Consider the following 20,535-nt stretch of genomic DNA (forward strand, 5'->3'; position numbering starts at 1 on the left):
GACCCTGCAAAAAGACCTCGATCAATTTCCCCCGGCACTGGCCAAGCCCCTGCGCCCGAGCCTGTCGAACCTCGATGGCTTCAGCAAGACCGATCTGCTGGCCGCCGGCAAACTGGCCGGCGATCCGCAGGCCTTGCTGCTGCAGGCCGAGCGTGAACTGAGTGCCAGCCTCGACCAACTGGCCCAATACGCCAATGGCGCCCCGGCCTACTTGCCCGCGCTGTTTGCCGCGTCACAGCACCTGGGCCGCCTATCCCTCACCCGGGACAAACTGGTCAGCAGTGGCCGTAGCGAATTGGCCGCCGACGTCGAGCGGGAACTGGCGAGCATCCGTGTGGAGGCCGAACGCCTCGACAGCCTGCCCCTGCTGGGCGTCACCGCCAGCAGCGAATCAGGCAGCGACGATTTCGCCGCGCTGATGGGTTTGGAAACCCAAGAAAAAACCGCCGCCGAAGATGCTGGCATCGCCCTCAAGCGCGAACTCAACAGCCTGCTCGGCCGCTACCCGGCAGAATTGGCCCGCACCCGTGAACTTATCCAGAAACGCACTGAACTGAGCAGCGCCACGCACCTGAAAATCGCCGACGTGCAACAGGCGATCGATGCCATGGAGCCGGCGGTACGTGCCCAGCATGGGCAGATCCAGGGAGAGGTTCGCTTGATCCAGGGGGTGATGATTGGCTTGATCCTGCTGATTGCGCTGCTCATCGACACCTTGCAGCGGCGCCTGGCCCGCACCTTGACGCACCTGGCTCCAGCCCTGTCGACCTGGGCCGAGGGCGACTTCAGCCGTGATATCCACGTGGGCGCCAGCAACCGCGAATTGCAAGACATCGAGGCTTCGCTCAATCGCCTGCGCGCTTACCTGGTGGACCTGGTGGGCACCATTCGAGTAAACGCCGAACAGGTCGCGGGTAGCAGCCGAACCCTGGCCGAACTGAGCGGCGAGCTGCACAGTGGCGCCGAGCATCAGGCTGGCGACACGGCGCTGATCCGCGACTCCCTCAGCGAACTGGAAGCGACAATCCAGCAAGTGGCCGGCGATGCCAGCCAAGCCGCAGACGCCAGCCGCAGCGCCGGGCAGGCGGTGGAGCAAGGACAGAAAGTCATCGGCCTGAGCCTTACAGGCTTGCATGCGTTAGTGGGAGAAGTACAAGGCAACGCGCAGATGATCGAACAACTGGCCGAGGAGTCCGCCACCATCGGCGGCGTGTTGACGGTGATTCGCTCGATTGCCGACCAGACCAACCTGCTGGCCCTCAACGCTGCCATCGAAGCCGCCCGCGCCGGGGAAATGGGCCGGGGCTTCGCGGTGGTGGCCGAGGAAGTCCGCTCCCTGGCCCAACGCACGGCCGGCGCCACCGCCGAAATCCAGACGCTGATCGCCCGCTTGCAACAGGCCGCGCGCCAATCGGTGGACGGCATGCGCGCCCAGGTCGAACACGCCGAAGCCACCGCCAACCAGGCGCAAGCGGCTGATGGCGCGCTGGATGAGATCGTCGGTGCCATCCAGACCATCTCCGATACGGCGGTACGCATCGCCGACGTCACCGCCCAACAAAGCGGCGCCGTCAGCGAAATCCGCGATCACAGCGAGCGGATTCACCAACTGGGCGGCGACAACCTGCTGCGCATCGGCCAGGGGCGCGAACAAGGCGACAACCTGTTGGTACTGGGCGGGCGGTTGCATACGGCAGTACAGGCGTTTCGGGTTTAGACCTCAGATCCAGTGTGGGAGCGAGCCTGCTCGCGATAGCGCTGGGTCAGCTTGCATTGATGTTGAATGGGCCGCCGTCATCGCGAGCAGGCTCGCTCCCACAGGGGTTCGGCTCCAACCGTATGACCGGATCAGGGACCTGGGTCACAAATTTCGCGCAAACATCGGTCATCGTGCTGGCTATTGCAGAGAACTGGACAGTCACAAAGGCTTTGCGGCATAGTCGCCAGGTTCTGATACCTGCTCACAGATAACAAGGAACAGCAGATGGCGACCCTATTGGTCCTGCACGGACCCAACCTGAACCTGCTGGGCACCCGCGAGCCGGGCGTCTACGGCGCCGTGACACTGGCGCAGATCAACCAGGACCTGGAGCAGCGGGCCCGCACCGCCGGCCATCATTTGCTCTATCTGCAAAGCAACGCCGAATATGAATTGATCGACCGTATCCATGCCGCACGTGGCGAAGGCGTGGATTTCATTTTGATCAATCCAGCAGCTTTTACACACACAAGCGTCGCATTACGTGACGCGCTGCTGGCGGTGAGCATCCCATTCATCGAAGTGCATTTGTCCAACGTGCACAAACGCGAACCTTTCCGCCATCACTCCTACTTCTCGGATGTAGCGGTGGGAGTGATCTGCGGCCTTGGCGCCAGCGGTTACCGGCTGGCCCTGGAGGCCGCCCTAGAGCAGCTTGAAAAACAGGCAACAGCTTGAACAACAAGCGTTAAACGCCCCTGACCGACCCTTGGGAGTTGATGATTCATGGATATCCGTAAAGTTAAGAAATTGATCGAATTGCTGGAAGAGTCCGGCATCGACGAGCTTGAGATCAAGGAAGGCGAAGAGTCCGTACGCATCAGCCGCCACAGCAAGACCCCGGCCCAGCAGTTCTATGCGCCGGCACCGATGCACGCTCCAGCCGCCGCGCCTGCTCCAGCAGCAGCCCCGGTTGCCGCAGCAGCGCCAGCCGCACCGGCTGCGCCAGCGCTCAACGGCACTGTCGCCCGTTCGCCAATGGTGGGCACGTTCTATCGCAAGTCTTCGCCATCCTCGCCGTCCTTCGTTGAAGTCGGCCAGACCGTGAAGAAAGGCGACACCCTGTGCATCGTCGAAGCCATGAAGATGATGAACCACATCGAAGCTGAAACCAGCGGTGTGATCGAGTCCATCCTCGTCGAAGACGGCCAGCCGGTTGAGTACGACCAACCGCTGTTCACCATCGTTTGAACCGCGGAGAGCCTTTGATGACTGCGAAGTTGGAAAAAGTTCTGATCGCTAACCGCGGTGAGATCGCCCTGCGGATTCTGCGTGCCTGCAAAGAGATGGGCATCAAGACCGTCGCCGTTTACTCCAAGGCCGACAAAGAACTGATGCACCTGGGCCTGGCGGACGAATCCGTCTGCATCGGTCCGGCGTCGGCTGCGCACTCCTACCTGCACATCCCGGCGATCATCGCCGCTGCCGAAGTGACCGGCGCTACCGCCATTCACCCTGGCTACGGCTTCCTGGCGGAAAACGCCGACTTCGCCGAACAGGTCGAAAATTCCGGTTTTGCCTTCATTGGCCCGAAAGCCGACACCATCCGCCTGATGGGCGACAAGGTCTCGGCCAAGCACGCCATGATCGCGGCGGGTGTGCCGACCGTTCCGGGTTCCGACGGCCCACTGCCTGAAGACGAAGAAACCGCTTTGCGCATCGGTCGCGAAGTCGGTTATCCGGTGATCATCAAGGCCGCTGGCGGCGGCGGTGGTCGCGGCATGCGCGTGGTACACAAGGAAGAAGACCTGATCTCCTCGGCGAAACTGACCCGCTCCGAAGCTGGCGCGGCGTTCGGCAACCCGATGGTCTACCTGGAAAAATTCCTGACCAACCCACGTCACGTCGAAGTCCAGGTACTGTCCGACGGCCAGGGCCACGCGATCCATCTGGGCGACCGCGATTGCTCGCTGCAACGTCGTCACCAGAAGGTCCTCGAAGAAGCGCCGGCACCGGGCATCGACGAGCAGGCTCGCGAGGAAGTCCTGGCGCGTTGCGTCAAGGCCTGCATCGACATCGGCTATCGCGGCGCCGGTACCTTCGAGTTCCTGTACGAGAACGGTCGTTTCTACTTCATCGAAATGAACACCCGTGTTCAGGTGGAGCACCCGGTTTCGGAAATGGTCACCGGTATCGACATCGTCAAGGAGATGCTCAGCATCGCCGCAGGCAACAAGCTGTCGTTCACCCAGGATGACGTGGTCATCCGCGGTCACGCGCTGGAATGCCGGATCAACGCCGAAGACCCGAAAACCTTCATGCCAAGCCCAGGCACGGTCAAGCATTTCCATGCCCCGGGCGGCAATGGCGTTCGTGTCGATTCGCACCTGTACAGCGGTTATGCCGTTCCACCGAACTACGATTCGTTGATCGGCAAGCTGATCACCTACGGGGCGACCCGTGACGAAGCCATGGCGCGCATGCGCAATGCGCTGGACGAAATCGTGGTCGACGGGATCAAGACCAACATCCCGCTGCACCGCGACCTCGTACGTGACGAAGGCTTCTGCAAAGGTGGCGTCAACATCCATTACCTGGAACACAAGCTGGGCAACCAGCACTGATGCTTCAAGTGATGTAAAAAGACCCCGGTCCATTGGCCGGGGTCTTTTTTTGCCTGTCGCTCACGATGCGGGCAACGGCATCAGCCCAGCATCACCGTAGAGAATTCCTGCAAGGCAAGTTGCGCCGCAGTCGCCGACCGGCCCTGATGGGTGCGAACGGCACCGTTGGCATTGGCCACCAACGGTTCGCTGCGCAAGCGCGTCATGAACCCGCGCGCACGTACCGATACCGGATCAGAACCCCGCTTCGCCCTCGCCAGCACGGGTACGTAGTAGCGTTCGACCTGACTCTGCGAGGTCTTGAACACAGAGGTGATACCACTGCGCAGATCCAGCGCAACACCATAGTTATTCCCGAAGCAGGAAGAATACGACCAGTGATCCCAGGTGGGTTGCAGACCCTGGCGCCTCATTACCAACCGGACCGGCTCGCCAATGTCAGCCCCCGTCAGCCAATCCCCACCCACCAGCGTGGCACGAATATCCTTGGGCGATCCCCCCAGGCGCCGCGTCACATCCCGGATGCTGCGCTCGATCAGCGCACGGATGTTGTGATCGAAATGAATGACCGCCCCCATCTTGGTGGCAGGGTTGTACAACGAAGCGATCACACACGTTTGCGCATTCAGCGAGAACAGATAGTTGTCCGCCGCCTCGCTGAACCTTGCCACCACAGCCTCGCCCTGCAACGCGCCCCTGGTCGCGTCCGGGAAGACATGCCCGGGAAACGCCTCCCGCAGATCCCCTACTCTCCCAAGGTTGCGCACATGGTCATTGCCGCCTCTCAAGCCGACCTTGTTATGGGTCCACTTGCCATTCGCCAGCCTGCGGATGGGTAGTTTGTACAACGCGCCGGGACGCCTGGCATCCACCAGGCACAACCCGCCGAAGTAGGGATCCTCCGTCACCTGGTAGTACCGACCCCTGCTCCGTATGTAGTGGGCGCTTCGCGGTTGCGTTGCGCTGGGTGGGCTGCGATAGGTGCCAAAAAAAATCCCCTCTTCGGTCACCGGCTGCAAGTGCTCCGGTACTCTGCTGACCGCCTGCTGCGGCTTCAGGCGTATGGGCGGGATCACCGGCCCGGCTTCTTTGACGATGCCCGATGTCGCGCGCCTCAAGCGTTGAGCGGACAATGACAGGGGTTTCACCGCGAGCTTCAGGTTCCTGGCCGCACGCCCTAGCAGCCTGGCCATGCTTGCGGCACCGAGCGTGGCGAACAGCGTCCCCCAGGTCGCGGCCAGCCAGTGGCCAAGCGCGCCTTCCGTGTCGCCCTGCCCATGCGCCTCGACTGCCTGCCCGGCGCTGACAGCCACCAAGCCAATGTCCAGCAACAAGGCAAACGGGGGGTAGACCATGCACACAGGAGCCGCCGCGAAGATCAACCCTTTGAACACCTGATCCCTGATCATTTCGGCACGGCTTGTGGTGATGTCCTCCACATCGGTGACAGCGCGCTCGATGCAGGCATCGAATTCAGCGCTGATGTCCATGACCCGATTGAATTCGCGCACTGTATCGACCCGCGCGCTCCCGCTCGCCAAAGCCACCAGCGAACGTCCTGCAGAGGCTCGCGCGCTCAGTGCGATCCGCTCCAGTACGTAATGATGCAGTTGCGCCGCAATGCTTCCGGAGAAGTCCAGGTACTTGCGAAACAGGATCCCGTCCGGAGCGTCGGGTGTATACAACCAGTAAAAAACCTTAGGGTCGAAGTAGGTGAAAACGTAGACCCCTTGCACGACATGACCGCCGACGGTCAACTTGATCACGCCTTCGCGCGTCACGGCGGCGCTGGGGTGCGTGGCGCTGCTCACCGGCCTCCCATCGCTTAGCAGCGTGACTTGCCGGGTGAGCCACTGGAATTCGTCGGTGTTCAACATCGACTTGCCATGGGCCACACGCAGGTCGCGATCCATCCGGGCCAACAGCATGTAGCGGCATGCCTCGCGGCGTTTCAGATACTCAGGGTCCTTGGCATCGAGAAAGGTGGCGCGGATGTGCTTGGCATATCGTTCCCCCAGGTAAGCCACGCGAATGTACGACGCCAATTCGGCGCTGCGAACCTGCTTCAAGTCCTGCCCGACAGAAGAACGCACGCCTTTTGCGGGGTCGTCGATATCCGAGCTGTGCTCGTATCCAAAAATGGCCAGGTCCAACAGGCTGGCGGTTTTTTTCTCGGTTGCCAGCCCGGTGCTGTAGTCGATGAGCACAGTGGCTGGATCGACCGCTTCAAGCACCCCCTTGCTGCGCAGGTACGGCGCAATCAAATGGGCGAAGGTGCGCTTGGCGAAGTCGATGAAGACTTCATAGTCGACCATCTGCTCATCGAACACCTGCCGCTGAACCAGAAACTCCTGGTTCAAGCCGCTGATGTTGCGCCGAGACTCAAGCGGCAGCGCCGAGTACCAGCGAGGCGACTCGTTCAGCTCCACCTGCATCAGGTTATTGGCCAGGCCGGTCAAGACCGCGTTGCGAAGACCAGCCCTGAAATCGCTGACCGCTCCCCTGAGGTCTCTGCCCAGGTCCCACGAGGCAGGTTTCTGCGCCACGCCGGCAAAGTATTCCCGGGCCCGCCCTTGATCGATCACAGAGAGTTGCTGCAGCAGATACTCGCGACCAGCTTCATGTTGGGTCCAGGCACCGACCTCCCCGCTCAACGCCCGAAGCGAGGTCAATTCGACCCACTCATGGCCATCGGGTTTGCCCGGGGCATACAGCAGCAGACCGCTGACGTCGTCGCCCACATCTTCGCGGTAGAACAGAAGAAGATCGGCACACTTCAAGCCATTGGGAAGCACAAGGTCGGCGACACGCCACACGCTGGCGGTTGGCGTCGCAACGTCGCTCTCCCATAGGGCACTGAGCGAGTCATGACCGGTCGCCGACAACTGGCCCGCGCAACGCGCGATAAATGCACTGTGCTGCAGCCGCGCCAAAAACCAATCGAACATGGCCTCTTTAAGGTCCGCTCGTTCATATCGGTCGGCCAGTGCTTGCAGGTACCCGGCAGGCGCATCGACGTCTGCCAACAATCGACCGATGAAGGCTGGCGAAAGGGACTGGTTACGCAGCATGCCGCCATTTTCCACCAGGAACACCGACACCGCGTCCGGTCGTACCGGGCCTACCGCCACCAGCTCACTCAGGCTGTAGGTGTGCACCGGCTGGCCCATCACCGTTCGCCACTGTAACTGCACGCGAATGCTGTCAGGCTCGACCAGCATGTCCAATTCATCCCTGACATAGTCCCTGGCCAATTGCAGAGCGAAGGCCCGCAGCGAACCCAGGCCATCGATCAGTTCATCGACTTGTGCCTGCGCCAGCACGGTCTGGTTTTCAAAAGCCCGCAGCCGTTCACGATCTGGATTGCTCAACCCCCGCAGCCAATGCGGCAACTGCAATCGCGCGACCGCTCCAAGATCCCGCCGCTCACGGGTTGTTGCCAACGCCGTCAAGCGACTCGTCTGGCGCCAGGCGTCCTGGAGTTCTTCGATCTGCTCTCGCAACTGATCGACGTCCAGGCCGGCCAGATGGTCAGGCTGAAAAAGCCCGTCGACCGCGACCCGATGCTCGTCAAGCTTTTGCCTGACCAGTGCTTCGAGCGAGACATCCTGCGACACCATTCGCCAATGCCGCCGCAGATAATCCTCGTAGTGACTGACAAACCTCGACGCCGCGCTTTCCACCGCCTGGGCAACGCACTCCCGGCGCTCGGGAGCAAACCCCAGGTCTACCCCCTCGGGCCAACGGTAGGGCACGTCCTGCGCTTCGTCATAAACCACAGGCGCCTGGTCGATCATGCGCTGCAACACCGTGTCGAGCAGGGTGTCGATGAAGTGCGGATCGATGTTGCCTTGGTGATAGTGGGTGCGCAGCTCGACCAGCAGGTACTCTTCCAGCACCTCCAGCAAACTCATCTGGGTTTGCAGTCGCGCGTCGATAGCCGCCTGCCAACGCGTCAATTTCTCCAGGGTCATTTGTGCAGTCGCCGCCTGCGGGGAAGAGACCGGCCCCGTGCGCGCCATGTTGCTTTGCCGTTCGGCAGTGATGTCCATTCACATTCCTCCCTGCTGTGTGGACCGGCACCTTATCCGCCCGGCGATACGCCCATGGCATACATATATATATCGAAATACCCACCCGGACGGCGCGAGACTCGCTTATCCACTTTGCCCGCGACCTGGCGTACACTGCGCGCCTTTGCAGCCCTGCGCTGCCCCCTGTAGATTTTTTTCCAAAGGTGCCCGCCATGCCTTGGCTGCAAGTACGTCTGGCCATCAGCCCGGAACAAGCCGAAACCTACGAAGACGCGTTTCTTGAAGTAGGCGCCGTATCGGTAACCTTCATGGACGCCGAAGACCAGCCGATCTTCGAGCCGGAGCTCAACACCACCCCGCTGTGGTCCCATACCCACCTGCTGGCCCTGTTCGAAGGCGGCACCGAGGCGGCCAGCGTACTGGCCCATCTCGAGCTGCTGACCGGCAGCCCGCTGCCCGAGCATCACAGCGAAGTGATCGAGGACCAGGACTGGGAACGCAGCTGGATGGACAATTTCCAGCCGATGCGTTTCGGCCAGCGCCTGTGGATTGTCCCGAGCTGGCACGCCGCGCCAGAGCCGGACGCGGTCAACCTGCTGCTGGACCCGGGCCTGGCGTTCGGCACCGGCACCCACCCGACCACCGCACTGTGCCTGGAATGGCTCGACGCCCAGGACCTGAAGGGCTGCAACGTACTCGACTTCGGCTGCGGCTCGGGGATCCTGGCGATTGCCGCGCTCCTGCTGGGCGCCCGGGAAGCCGTCGGCACCGACATCGACGTCCAGGCCCTGGAAGCTTCCCGCGACAACGCCGGGCGCAACAACATTGCCGAAGCCCTGTTCCCGCTGTACTTGCCGCAGGACTTGCCACAGGTCCAGGCCGACGTGCTGGTGGCCAACATCCTCGCCGGCCCGCTGGTGTCCCTGGCGCCGCAACTGTCGAGCCTGGTCAAGCCGGGCGGACGCCTGGCGCTGTCGGGCATCTTGGCCGAACAGGGTGAAGAAGTCGCCACCGCTTATGCCGCGGATTTTGACCTGGACCCGATCGCCAATCGCGATGGCTGGGTGCGCATCACCGGACGTCGGCGCTAGAATGAGCGCCTGTATCCACCGGATTGCCGCATGACTGACAGTTTCGTCACCCAGTGCCCGCATTGCCATACCCGTTTTCGCGTCAGCCATGCTCAATTGAGCGTGGCCCGCGGGGTGGTTCGTTGCGGCTCGTGCCTGCAAGTGTTCAATGCCGCACGACAGTTGCTGGAACAACGCACTGCCAAGCAACCGGCGCCTGCCGTCGCGCCGACCGCCAAACCTGCGGTCGAAGCCCCGCCCCGGGCGATCAGCCAGAAACAATGGAGCGCGGCCGAGCTGGATCTGGATGACCTGGACAAGGAGCTGGCGCGCCTGGAGCGACGCGACAATCGCGCGCCAGGCAATACCGGCCGGCGCCGGGAAGACAACCTCAGCGCGCAACGCGACTCGCTCTCCAGCGAACAGCAAGCCTGGCCCGACAGCCTGTACAGCGAATCTTCCAGCGAGCGCGTCGAAGCCGTCCTCCAGGACCCCATCGAACCGTTCGAACCCCACGAACCGGCCCGGCCACCGCGCACCGAGCCGTCCCTGTCCCTGGCCCTTGAACCACTGGAACCGGACGACGAACCGGTCGCCCCGCTCCACCTGGCGCCGGACGACGAGCCCGACGAACACCTCGAGCGCCTGTCTGCCACCGACGACCACGACGACGAACCCGAGCAACTGGCGCCATTGCGCAAGTCACGGGAGCGCCAGGAGCCGGGGATACGCGCCGAAGCCCTCCACGACCTGGACGACGACCCGCTGCAACTGGACTGGCGCAAACGCCGCTCGCCCTGGGGCCGACGCTTGTTGTGGGGCCTGTTGATACTGCTCGCCAGCGCGGCCTTGGGCGGCCAGTACATCGCCTACCATTTCGAAGAACTGGCCCGCCAGGACCAGTACCGGCCGTGGTTCCTGCAAATCTGTCCGACCATCGGCTGCGAAGTACCGTCCAAGGTCGACATCGCCAAGATCAAGAGCAGCAACCTGGTGGTGCGCAGCCATCCGGAGTTCAGCGGAGCCCTGGTGGTGGACGCGATCATCTACAACCGTGCGCCCTTCTCCCAACCTTTTCCGTTGCTGGAGTTGCGCTTTGCCGACCTCAACGGACACCTGATCGCCAGCCGTCGCTTCAAGCCCGGCGAGTACCTGGGTGGCGACCTCGAGGACCGCGGCGAAATGCCGCCCCAGACGCCCATTCACATCGCGCTGGATATCCTGGACCCTGGCCCCAAAGCGGTAAACTACAGTCTGAGCTTCCATTCCCCCGAATGAAGCCGGCCAGGGTCGGCCAATTGACGGCAGCTTTCTGACTGACCCCACCCAGACCAAACCGCTGGCGATAACAAAATAGCTGTTCAGATTTTATCCAATTCGATCTTTATCCAGTCATCGAGAGCGGGTATCATGCCAACCCTTTTTCGAAGTCTCATGATCCGGCCCCACTTCAGGGAAGTCCTATGTCGGCGGTACGCATCGGCCCATATACATTGCAGAACGGCCTGATTCTCGCCCCTATGGCGGGGGTCACCGACCAGCCCTTTCGTCAGTTGTGCAAGCGACTGGGTGCAGGATTGGTGGTTTCGGAAATGGTCACCAGCGACATGAGTTTGTGGAACACCCGCAAATCGCGTCTGCGCATGATCCACGAAGGAGATCCCGAGCCCCGCTCGGTACAGATCGCCGGTGGCGACGCACAGATGCTGGCGGAGGCGGCCCGGGCGAATGTCGAGCTGGGGGCGCAGATCATCGACATCAACATGGGCTGCCCGGCGAAGAAGGTCTGCAACAAGGCCGCAGGCTCGGCGCTGTTGAAAGATGAAGCGCTGGTCACCGAGATCCTGCAGGCGGTCGTCGCCGCAGTGGATGTGCCGGTGACCCTGAAGATACGCACCGGCTGGGACCGGGAGAACAAGAATGGCCTGGTGGTGGCGAAGATCGCCGAACAGGCGGGCATCACGGCGCTGGCGGTCCATGGCCGCACCCGTGCCGACCTGTACACCGGCGAAGCCGAGTACGACACCATCGCCGCGATCAAGCAGGCGGTGTCGATTCCGGTGTTTGCCAATGGCGACGTCGATTCGCCCGAGAAGGCCCGGTACGTGCTGGACGCGACCGGGGCCGATGGCCTGTTGATTGGCCGGGCCGCACAGGGGCGGCCATGGATTTTTCGTGAGATCGAACACTTCCTGCGCACGGGCGAAAAGCTCGCGCCGCCGCAGTTGTCCGAGGTGGAACGTATTCTGCTAGAGCATCTGGCCGCGCTACATGCCTTCTACGGAGAAGTCATGGGTGTACGCATTGCTCGCAAGCATGTGGGCTGGTATCTCGCAACCCTGCCGGGCGCCAGGGAGTTTCGCGCCCGTTTCAATCGTTTGGATGGTACGCAAGCACAATGCGCCGACGTTCAGGCGTTCTTCGCTGAGCGTTACAAGAGCCTGACAGGGGACGAAGGGGTGGCCGCATGACGATGATGACCGAGACTTTAGTGAGTGGAACAACACCCGTGAGCGACAACGTGAATTTGAAACAGCACCTCAATACGCCCAGCGAAGAAGGCCAGACCCTTCGCGGGAGTGTCGAGAAGGCGCTGCACAATTATTTCGCCCACCTTGAGGGCGCTGCCGTCACGGATGTGTACAACCTGGTGCTTTCCGAAGTCGAGGCGCCTCTGCTCGAAAGCGTGATGAACTACGTCAAGGGCAACCAGACCAAAGCCAGTGAGCTGCTGGGCCTGAACCGCGGCACCCTGCGCAAGAAACTCAAGCAGTACGATCTGCTGTAAGCATTCAATCAAACCAGAAAGGCGCCCGCGTAAAAAACGGTCGCCTTTTTTGCTGACTTCCCTTGCTTTTGATGGAAATTGAAATGACCGACCAGACCACCCGCCTGCCGATCCGCCGCGCCTTGATCAGCGTCTCCGACAAGACCGGGATCCTCGAATTCGCCCGCGAGCTGCAACAGCTGGGCGTCGAGATTCTCTCCACCGGCGGGACCTTCAAGCTGCTGCAGGACAACGGCGTCGCCGCAGTGGAAGTCGCGGACTACACCGGTTTTGCAGAAATGATGGACGGTCGGGTCAAGACCCTGCACCCGAAAATCCACGGCGGGATCCTGGGCCGTCGCGGCATCGACGACGCCATCATGAACGAACACGGCATCAAGCCGATCGACCTGGTAGCGGTCAACCTCTACCCGTTCGAAGCCACCATCAACAAGCCCGGCTGCGACCTGCCGACCGCCATCGAGAACATCGACATCGGCGGCCCGACCATGGTCCGCTCGGCGGCCAAGAACCACAAGGACGTGACCATCGTGGTCAACGCCAGCGACTACGCCAGCGTATTGGAAAACCTCAAGGCCGGTGGCCTGACCTACGCCCAGCGTTTCGACCTGATGCTCAAGGCCTTCGAACACACCGCCGCCTACGACGGCATGATCGCCAACTACATGGGCACCGTGAACCAGGCCGCTGAAACCCTGTCGACCGAAGGCCGCAGCGAATTCCCGCGCACCTTCAACACCCAGTTCGTCAAGGCCCAGGAAATGCGCTACGGCGAGAACCCGCACCAGAGCGCGGCGTTCTACGTGGAAGCCAAGCCCGCCGAAGTCGGCATTGCCACCGCCACCCAGCTGCAAGGCAAGGAGCTGTCGTTCAACAACGTGGCCGACACCGACGCCGCGCTGGAATGCGTGAAGAGCTTCGTCAAGCCCGCCTGCGTGATCGTCAAGCACGCCAACCCGTGCGGCGTGGCCGTAAGCCCGGACGCCGAGGGCGGTATCCGCCAGGCCTACGAACTGGCCTACGCCACCGATACCGAATCGGCTTTCGGCGGCATCATCGCCTTCAACCGTGAACTGGACGCCGCGACCGCCAAGGCCATCGTCGAGCGTCAGTTCGTCGAAGTGATCATCGCCCCTTCGGTCACCGAAGAAGCCCGCGCCATCGTTGCCGCCAAGGCCAACGTCCGCCTGCTGGCCTGCGGCCAATGGTCGGCCGACCGTGCGCCGGCCTGGGACTACAAGCGCGTCAATGGCGGCCTGCTGGTCCAGAGCCGCGACATTGGCATGATCGGCAGCGAAGACCTGAAAGTGGTGACCAAGCGCGCCCCGAGCGAGCAGGAAATCAACGACCTGATCTTCGCCTGGAAAGTCGCCAAGTACGTAAAATCCAACGCCATCGTCTACGCCAAGAACCGCCAGACCATCGGTGTCGGCGCAGGCCAGATGAGCCGTGTGAACTCGGCCCGCATCGCCGCCATCAAGGCTGAACACGCCGGCTTGCAGGTACAGGGCGCGGTCATGGCCTCCGATGCATTCTTCCCGTTCCGCGACGGCATCGACAACGCGGCGAAGGTCGGCATCACCGCCGTGATCCAGCCGGGTGGTTCGATGCGTGACAATGAAGTGATTGCGGCTGCCGATGAGGCCGGCATCGCAATGGTCTTTACGGGCATGCGTCACTTCCGTCACTGATACACCGACCCACTGTGGGAGCTGGGTTGGTGTGGGAGCAAGGCTCTGTGGGAGCAAGGCTTGCCCGCGATGCAGGCAACTCGGTCCATCAGGCAAACCGAGTTGATGCTATCGCGGGCAAGCCTTGCTCCCACACAAGCCCAGCTCCCACACAAGCTCGCTCCCACAGAAAGGCAGCTTTAGCGCTGCATCCAGAATCAGCGTCATCCGAGGTTTTTGAAATGAATGTTTTGATCATTGGCAGCGGTGGCCGCGAACACGCCCTGGCCTGGAAAGTAGCCCAGGATCCACGTGTGCAGAAGGTTTTCGTGGCACCGGGCAATGCCGGCACCGCCATCGAAGCCAAATGCGAAAACGTCGCCATCGACGTGCTGGCCCTGGAGCAACTGGCCGACTTCGCCGAGAAGAACGTCTCGCTGACCATCGTCGGCCCGGAAGTGCCGCTGGTCGCCGGCGTGGTCGATCTGTTCCGCGCCCGTGGCCTGGACTGCTTCGGCCCGACTGCCGGTGCCGCGCAGCTGGAAGGCTCGAAAGCGTTCACCAAGGATTTCCTGGCGCGTCACAAGATCCCGACCGCCGACTACCAGAACTTCACCGAAATCGAACCGGCCCTGGCGTACCTGCGCGAGAAAGGCGCACCGATCGTGATCAAGGCCGACGGCCTCGCGGCCGGTAAAGGCGTGATCGTTGCCATGACCCTGGCCGAAGCCGAAGACGCCGTGCGCGACATGCTCGCCGGCAATGCCTTCGGTGACGCCGGTTCCCGCGTGGTGATCGAAGAGTTCCTCGACGGCGAGGAAGCCAGCTTCATCGTCATGGTCGATGGCAAGAACGTCCTGCCAATGGCCACCAGCCAGGACCACAAGCGTGTCGGCGACGGCGACAGCGGCCCGAACACCGGCGGCATGGGCGCCTACTCCCCGGCCCCGGTGGTGACTGCCCAAGTGCACCAGCGCGTCATGGACCTGGTGATCTGGCCGACCGTGCGTGGCATGGCCGAAGAAGGCAACGTCTACACCGGTTTCCTCTATGCCGGCCTGATGATCGACAAGGCTGGTAACCCAAAAGTCATCGAATTCAACTGCCGTTTCGGCGATCCTGAGACTCAGCCGGTAATGCTGCGCCTGCAATCGAGCCTGGTCCTGCTGGTCGAGGCCGCACTGGCCCAGGCACTGGACAAGGTCGAAGCCCAGTGGGATCCGCGCCCAAGCGTCGGTGTCGTATTGGCGGCTGGCGGTTACCCAGGCGACTACGCCAAAGGTAGCGCGATCCAGGGCCTGGACGCCGCAGCCCGCCTGGAAGGCAAGGTCTTCCATGCAGGCACGGCGTTGAAGGATGGGCAAGTGGTCACCGCCGGTGGTCGTGTGCTGTGCGCCACCGCCATGGGCGCCAGTGTCGACGAAGCTCAGCAGCAGGCCTACAAGCTTGCCGCCGAGATCGACTGGGAAGGTTGCTTCTACCGCAAGGACATTGGCTACCGCGCCATTGCCCGCGAGCGTGGCGAAAATCTGGAATAACCCAGCCATTCAGCCAGGCAAGGGTCTACGGCCCTTGCCTGACTGTTCCGGCGCCGCGCATAGTTATAATCTGGCATCAACCTACGAAGGGATTTCGCCGTGCGCTGGCTCAGGATTGCCATAGGCCTTACCGTCACCCTGCTGACGATGCTCTGCATGCTCCCGGCCCAGGCCGCGCCAGGCAGTGGCTGGGCGGTATTGCTCGACGAACAGGGCGACCTCACGCTGAGCGACATCCGTTCTGCCCGCTACACCAATCAATTCAGCCCCATCGACCTGGACCGCCTCAAGGCCGCCGAGCCCGGCGGGGCATTGTGGTTGCGTTTCCGCCTGGCCCCCGACCGGCATGAACAGATCCTGCGCATCTTCGCCCCCGACCTGTCACGCCTGAACCTCTATGTGCTGGACGGCGATGCCCTGGTTGACCAACAAATCAGCGGCAATGCCACGCCGCATACCGAACCGGTGGTACCCAGCAGCGATTTCATGCTGCCCCTTCCACGCAGCGACAAATCGCTGGACGTCTACCTGCGACTGTCCTCGCGCCATGAACTGCGCCCCTACATCACCTTGCAATCGGCAGTCGTGGCTGCGGCCGATCAGAACCAGACGCTGATCTACGGGTTGCTGTTCGGCTGCATCGCCATGCTGGTCCTGCACAACCTCACCCGCTATGCCTACACCCGTTCACGCAGTTGCCTGTGGCTGGCAGCCTGTGAAGGGTTGCTGATGCTCAGCCTGGCGCTGTTGCTGAACCTGGCCGGGCCCTGGCTGCCCGACTGGCCAGCCGTCCAGACGCCCGGGGCCTACCTGGCCTTGCTGCTGACGGCGCCCTGCGGCCTGATGTTCGCCTACCGTTTCTTTGCGCCCCTGGGGCCGCACCCGTTGAATCGGCTGCTGCTGGGGGACATCGTGCTCGTCATGCTGTGCAGCCTGTTGCTGTTGTTCGTCAACACGCTGCCGCTCAATATCATGACCTACGCCCTCGTGGCCCTGGCCGGCCTGAGCATGCTGCTCGTCAGCGCCTGGCACTGGCAAAAGGGCTACCGCCCGGCCCGGCTGTTCGTCGCGGCCATGGTGGTCTTCAACCTGGGCACGTTGATCATCCTTCCGGCACTGCAAGGGCTCACGGAGGTTCCTCCCCAAGGCCTGATCATCACCCTGCTGATCTTCATCTGCATCAGCGGCCTGTTGATGAGTGTCGCCCTGGGCGAGCGCCAGCGCTCGATCAACGAAAGCCGGTTCAGCATCAGCCGCGACCTGGCGGCGAGCAATGCCGAGATCAATGCCAAGGCCGAGTTCCTGGCCAAGATCAGCCACGAGATCCGCACCCCGATGAACGGCGTGCTGGGCATGACCGAGCTGCTGCTGGGTACGCCGCTGTCGGTCAAGCAACGCGACTACGTGCAGACGATCCACAGCGCCGGCAATGAGCTGCTGACCCTGATCAACGAGATCCTCGACATCTCCCGGCTCGAATCCGGGCAGATCGAACTGGACGACGTGCAGTTCGACCTCAATGCCCTGATCGAGGATTGCCTGAGTATCTTCCGTGCCAAGGCCGAACAGCAGAATGTCGAGCTGATCAGCTTCATCCAGCCCCAGGTGCCGCGCGTGATCAGCGGTGACCCTACGCGGCTGCGCCAGGCGCTGCTGAGCCTGCTGGAAAACGCCCTGAAGAAAACCGACGAGGGCGAAGTGCTGATCGTCGTCGCCCTCGACGAGCGCAGCAATCAGCCGCGCCTGCGCATCGCCGTGCAGGACAGCGGGACGCCGATGGACGCCGAAGAGCGCGACACGCTGATGCACGCCGAACTGCACAGCAAGAATTTCCTGTCGGCCACGCGCCTGGGGGGCAACCTGGGCCTGGTCATCGCCCGTCAGTTGATCATCCTGATGCACGGAGAATTCGGTATCAAAAGCGGTAGCAACCAGGGTAGTACCTTGTGGCTGACCTTGCCGCTGGACCCGGATCGCCTCGAACATCCAACTTCCGACCTCGATGGCCCGCTGCAAGGGGCGCGGGTATTGATCGTCGACGACAACGACACCTGCCGCAAAGTACTGGTGCAACAGTGCAGCGCCTGGGGCCTGAACGTCAGTGCGGTGCCATCGGGCAAGGAAGCCCTGGCGCTGCTGCGCACCAAGGCGCACCTGCGCGATTATTTCGACGTGGTGTTGCTGGACCAGAACATGCCGGGCATGACCGGCATGCAACTGGCGGCCAAGATCAAGGAAGACCCGAGCCTGAACCACGACATCCTGTTGATCATGCTCACCGGTATCAGCAACGCGCCGAGCAAGATCGTGGCGCGCAACAGCGGGGTCAAGCGCATCCTCGCCAAACCGGTGGCCGGTTATACCCTCAAGACCACCCTGGCGGACGAGCTGAACCAGCGCAACCGGGGCCAGGCAACGAATGTGCAGGTAAACGCCGGCCCTCCCATTCCGGTGAAGGTGCCGAGCGATTTCCGCATCCTGGTGGCCGAGGACAACAGCATCTCCACCAAGGTCATCCGCGGCATGCTCGGCAAGCTCAACCTGCAACCCGACACCGCCAGCAACGGCGAAGAAGCCCTCAAGGCCATGAAGGAGCAGCGTTACGACCTGGTCCTGATGGACTGCGAAATGCCGATCCTCGATGGGTTTTCCGCCACCCAGCAATTGCGTGCCTGGGAAATGGGTAACCAGCGCACCCGCACCCCCGTGGTGGCGCTCACCGCGCACATCCTGGCCGAGCACAAGGAACGCGCCCGCCAGGCCGGGATGGACGGTCACATGGCCAAGCCGGTGGAGCTGTCGCAGCTGCGTGAGCTGATCGAACACTGGGTGGCCCAGCGCGATCAGCAAAAACCGACTGCATCGACTTATTGAACCGATCCAAGCCTGCGAGCAAACACGCTTCAGAGTTCCAGGGCACTGAGGTAGGTGGACGCTTGGGACAGCACTGAACGTTTTACCTTTTCCCTGAAGGTGGCGTAGTACAGCGTATTGAAGTTGATGACGGTCATTTGCTCGACGCTGTTGCGCACCCAGTCGCCTCGCTCGATGAACAAGAATCGAGACGCCTGTCGACGCAGCTGGAACTGGCAGTGATAAACGCCCATTTCAATTCGATGGGTGCCGTTCGGCACACAGGGCATCATCTGGAAAATGCCTGTGTCGCGCGACAGGCTGGTTGATTCGAACAGCTCTAGCGCTTTGGGATTGCTCTCCAATGCCACCAACGCACCACTGGCCGGGGCGTGAAAAGCTTCGCCAAGACGAGCCTCGATATGTTGTGTCGCTCCCACCCCCATCGGACCTTCAATGGTCGACAGCGTCTGCGGGCGCGGTACGTCCCAGCCCAGGAATCTGAGCTGGCTGCAGAAATAGTCGAACCAGTGACCGGACAACCCGTCGCGATAGGCTGACCAGGTGGCCCGTTGCGCATACATCGTGCTCAAGTACACATCTTCCCGATGGGACGCAGGTAGACCGGCGGCGAACGAAACGACACTGCCGCCAACGACTGCGGCAGATGGAATCGGCCCCCTCATCTGCAGACCTCTTCGGCAGGAAGAACACCTGAATCATCGATAGCCTTGGTGATATCGACAATGTTGTCACCCACGGCAGCCGCGACCTTACGGGCGATAACCTCACGGGCAGGCGCGAACAATGTTTCGCTCAGTTGCGTGCGGAAATAACGTGCCGTCACACAACCGTCGATGTCTTTGCCATCAAAGCACTGCCTCCAAGGATTGGCCTCGATCACTTTCGCTGTGTTGAATTGCAAATAGACACCAGCCATCGAAACAGGGCTTTGCGCCACGATCACCAGCAAGCGCACGGGGCTGGAAGATGACGGGCTCTGTGCCGCGTCAGGCTCGTATTGTTTTTGCACATGCTTGCGCACAATCCCCATCGCAGGCAGCGAGCCGGGTAACGCTGCGATACGCTCCATCACCGCCATGATCCGCTGTTGCTGATCCACCTGATCATCCAAGGGGATGGCCGCCACCCACTCCAATGGCGAATGGGTATCTTCTTTTTGCGGCTGCAGATCCTTTCGCCTTTTGGCAGCTGATATCCAGGCGACACTCAAGACCTCCAAATAAGTGGCGTACCAATCAACCGCAGGTGCACGCTGCAGACTCTTATCAGCAACCAGTTGTGCGAGCAAGACCGAATTCATCAGGTCGTCAACTTCCGTGCGCCGTAGTGCGCAGGGCGCTAAAACAATCGCCGCAGCGTTAACAAAAACCGAATATTCCTTATCCATACCTGACTCCTTCTAAAAAAAGGCAACCGATAGTCGATTGCCTCATTGAAACAGAACTTAGATTTCGTACTCTTCGATCTTGCTTACGGCATGATTACCCAGCCGCCCAATAATGATATCTCGAGTTCGCTCGACAACACTTGGAACTTTTCGAAAAACCGACTCGCCTTTATATAACTTCACTTCGCGGCTATTCCAATCCGCAAACAAGACCTGGGTTGCGCTGTTGCGCCGGATAAAGCGCACGGTGCCAAGCATCATGCTGACTTCACCGTCAATTTCGACACAGGTACCCGCTGCCATTCCGCCTACCCCATGTTCCAGCAGGTTTCGCTCAAAAAGGGTCAGGGTCTCTTCCTTCTTCTGCAAGGCAGTGATTGCACTGTCGACGACCCTCAACAGCAACGCCGAAGTCGCGCTTCCGAGGGCAATACCCGACACTACGGAGGCGAGGATGTCCAACACCAGCTTGTCCATCCGCACGGTGTTACCGCCGACGCTCAGGTCATCATAGAAGCGCTGCGTAGCGACCCAACCGGCGTTCGTCATGACTTCAACAAACTTGTAGTACCACTCTCGTCCTTGGGATTCGAGAGGGTATTGCCTGTTGGCGACCAGGGAAGCAAAGAGAAAAGCATGCTGCGCATCCTCTTGATGCTGGGGAGAAAGACCACCGGCGAACGCCAGGATGCCTTCACCGACAACCGATCCCTTCGCCGGTGGCTCAACATCGCCCACATACAACGAACGAGGACTGACATCAGGGTAAATATCATAACTTTCCAACCGCGCCACACAGGCGGCTACAGCGCTATCACACATTTCAAAACTCATCACTTACTCCTTAA

The 20,535-nt window shown here is 61.6% G+C and carries 15 protein-coding genes; 11 read left to right on the forward strand and 4 right to left on the reverse strand.

Annotation, left to right across the window (positions count from 1 at the left end; translation table 11 throughout):
• Window positions 1-673: 673 nt before the first annotated feature.
• The 4 genes from AB4O09_RS27290 (at window position 674) to accC (ending at window position 4,323) form a co-directional block, all read left to right on the forward strand.
• Window positions 674-1,717 carry a methyl-accepting chemotaxis protein gene (locus AB4O09_RS27290; RefSeq protein WP_394351212.1) on the forward strand — a complete coding sequence of 348 codons (1,044 nt, stop codon included), beginning with the start codon at window positions 674-676 and terminating at the stop codon, window positions 1,715-1,717.
• Window positions 1,718-1,984: 267 nt separating this feature from the next.
• On the forward strand, window positions 1,985-2,437 hold the full coding sequence (gene aroQ / locus AB4O09_RS27295; protein WP_003197425.1) for a type II 3-dehydroquinate dehydratase: 453 nt from the start codon (window positions 1,985-1,987) through the stop codon (window positions 2,435-2,437).
• A 48-nt stretch (window positions 2,438-2,485) separates the two neighbouring features.
• A complete protein-coding gene (gene accB / locus AB4O09_RS27300; RefSeq protein ID WP_003197423.1) occupies window positions 2,486-2,950 on the forward strand; it encodes an acetyl-CoA carboxylase biotin carboxyl carrier protein in 465 nt (154 codons plus the stop codon).
• A 17-nt stretch (window positions 2,951-2,967) separates the two neighbouring features.
• Window positions 2,968-4,323 (forward strand): acetyl-CoA carboxylase biotin carboxylase subunit, encoded by a 1,356-nt coding sequence (gene accC, locus AB4O09_RS27305; RefSeq protein ID WP_003197421.1) that lies wholly within the window; start codon window positions 2,968-2,970, stop codon window positions 4,321-4,323.
• 80 nt (window positions 4,324-4,403) lie between these two features.
• Here accC and AB4O09_RS27310 read toward each other — a convergent pair whose 3' ends face one another.
• Window positions 4,404-8,375 (reverse strand): type III effector 1, encoded by a 3,972-nt coding sequence (locus tag AB4O09_RS27310; RefSeq protein ID WP_258636634.1) that lies wholly within the window; start codon window positions 8,373-8,375, stop codon window positions 4,404-4,406.
• Window positions 8,376-8,569: 194 nt separating this feature from the next.
• Between AB4O09_RS27310 and prmA the strand changes: the two genes are divergently transcribed.
• From prmA to AB4O09_RS27345, 7 genes are all read left to right on the forward strand, one after another.
• Window positions 8,570-9,448 (forward strand): 50S ribosomal protein L11 methyltransferase, encoded by an 879-nt coding sequence (prmA, locus tag AB4O09_RS27315; protein ID WP_258636632.1) that lies wholly within the window; start codon window positions 8,570-8,572, stop codon window positions 9,446-9,448.
• A gap of 30 nt (window positions 9,449-9,478) precedes the next feature.
• Window positions 9,479-10,705, forward strand: a complete 1,227-nt coding sequence (locus tag AB4O09_RS27320; RefSeq protein ID WP_003197414.1) for a DUF3426 domain-containing protein — start codon at window positions 9,479-9,481, stop codon at window positions 10,703-10,705.
• 185 nt (window positions 10,706-10,890) lie between these two features.
• A complete protein-coding gene (gene dusB / locus AB4O09_RS27325; protein ID WP_003197413.1) occupies window positions 10,891-11,898 on the forward strand; it encodes a tRNA dihydrouridine synthase DusB in 1,008 nt (335 codons plus the stop codon).
• Entirely contained in the window at window positions 11,895-12,215 is a 321-nt protein-coding gene (gene fis, locus AB4O09_RS27330; protein ID WP_003186237.1) for a DNA-binding transcriptional regulator Fis, read from the forward strand. Before dusB ends, fis begins: the two co-directional genes overlap by 4 nt.
• An 83-nt stretch (window positions 12,216-12,298) precedes the next feature.
• Window positions 12,299-13,906: a bifunctional phosphoribosylaminoimidazolecarboxamide formyltransferase/IMP cyclohydrolase gene (purH, locus tag AB4O09_RS27335; RefSeq protein WP_028237504.1), complete on the forward strand. Its 1,608-nt coding sequence runs from the start codon at window positions 12,299-12,301 to the stop codon at window positions 13,904-13,906.
• Between the two features lie 221 nt (window positions 13,907-14,127).
• A complete protein-coding gene (gene purD, locus AB4O09_RS27340) occupies window positions 14,128-15,423 on the forward strand; it encodes a phosphoribosylamine--glycine ligase (protein ID WP_003197406.1) in 1,296 nt (431 codons plus the stop codon).
• A 99-nt stretch (window positions 15,424-15,522) separates the two neighbouring features.
• The gene (locus AB4O09_RS27345; RefSeq protein ID WP_003197403.1) at window positions 15,523-18,297 is read left to right on the forward strand and encodes a hybrid sensor histidine kinase/response regulator; all 2,775 of its coding nucleotides are present in this window, start codon (window positions 15,523-15,525) and stop codon (window positions 18,295-18,297) included.
• A 29-nt stretch (window positions 18,298-18,326) separates the two neighbouring features.
• Here AB4O09_RS27345 and AB4O09_RS27350 read toward each other — a convergent pair whose 3' ends face one another.
• From AB4O09_RS27350 to AB4O09_RS27360, 3 genes are read right to left on the reverse strand one after another with little or no spacing between them, the layout of a single operon-like run.
• A complete protein-coding gene (locus AB4O09_RS27350) occupies window positions 18,327-18,962 on the reverse strand; it encodes a hypothetical protein (protein ID WP_013692159.1) in 636 nt (211 codons plus the stop codon).
• Complete coding sequence (locus AB4O09_RS27355) at window positions 18,959-19,687, reverse strand: hypothetical protein (protein WP_038855989.1); 729 nt, start codon at window positions 19,685-19,687, stop codon at window positions 18,959-18,961. Before AB4O09_RS27355 ends, AB4O09_RS27350 begins: the two co-directional genes overlap by 4 nt.
• A 57-nt stretch (window positions 19,688-19,744) precedes the next feature.
• Window positions 19,745-20,521, reverse strand: a complete 777-nt coding sequence (locus AB4O09_RS27360; RefSeq protein WP_003197396.1) for a hypothetical protein — start codon at window positions 20,519-20,521, stop codon at window positions 19,745-19,747.
• Window positions 20,522-20,535: the final 14 nt, after the last annotated feature.

The sequence above is a fragment of the Pseudomonas sp. H1_F01 genome (genome assembly GCF_054681425.1).

What these genes read in the sequence shown, in the direction of transcription:
- prmA (WP_258636632.1), top strand. Translation starts at nt 8,570, where the DNA reads ATGCCTTGGCTGCAAGTACGTCTGGCCATCAGCCCGGAACAAGCCGAA.
- AB4O09_RS27320 (WP_003197414.1), top strand. Translation starts at nt 9,479, where the DNA reads ATGACTGACAGTTTCGTCACCCAGTGCCCGCATTGCCATACCCGTTTT.
- dusB (WP_003197413.1), top strand. Translation starts at nt 10,891, where the DNA reads ATGTCGGCGGTACGCATCGGCCCATATACATTGCAGAACGGCCTGATT.
- AB4O09_RS27360 (WP_003197396.1), bottom strand. Translation starts at nt 20,521, where the DNA reads ATGAGTTTTGAAATGTGTGATAGCGCTGTAGCCGCCTGTGTGGCGCGG.
- AB4O09_RS27350 (WP_013692159.1), bottom strand. Translation starts at nt 18,962, where the DNA reads ATGAGGGGGCCGATTCCATCTGCCGCAGTCGTTGGCGGCAGTGTCGTT.
- AB4O09_RS27310 (WP_258636634.1), bottom strand. Translation starts at nt 8,375, where the DNA reads ATGGACATCACTGCCGAACGGCAAAGCAACATGGCGCGCACGGGGCCG.
- AB4O09_RS27290 (WP_394351212.1), top strand. Translation starts at nt 674, where the DNA reads ATGATTGGCTTGATCCTGCTGATTGCGCTGCTCATCGACACCTTGCAG.
- purD (WP_003197406.1), top strand. Translation starts at nt 14,128, where the DNA reads ATGAATGTTTTGATCATTGGCAGCGGTGGCCGCGAACACGCCCTGGCC.
- accC (WP_003197421.1), top strand. Translation starts at nt 2,968, where the DNA reads ATGACTGCGAAGTTGGAAAAAGTTCTGATCGCTAACCGCGGTGAGATC.
- AB4O09_RS27355 (WP_038855989.1), bottom strand. Translation starts at nt 19,687, where the DNA reads ATGGATAAGGAATATTCGGTTTTTGTTAACGCTGCGGCGATTGTTTTA.
- fis (WP_003186237.1), top strand. Translation starts at nt 11,895, where the DNA reads ATGACGATGATGACCGAGACTTTAGTGAGTGGAACAACACCCGTGAGC.
- aroQ (WP_003197425.1), top strand. Translation starts at nt 1,985, where the DNA reads ATGGCGACCCTATTGGTCCTGCACGGACCCAACCTGAACCTGCTGGGC.
- accB (WP_003197423.1), top strand. Translation starts at nt 2,486, where the DNA reads ATGGATATCCGTAAAGTTAAGAAATTGATCGAATTGCTGGAAGAGTCC.
- purH (WP_028237504.1), top strand. Translation starts at nt 12,299, where the DNA reads ATGACCGACCAGACCACCCGCCTGCCGATCCGCCGCGCCTTGATCAGC.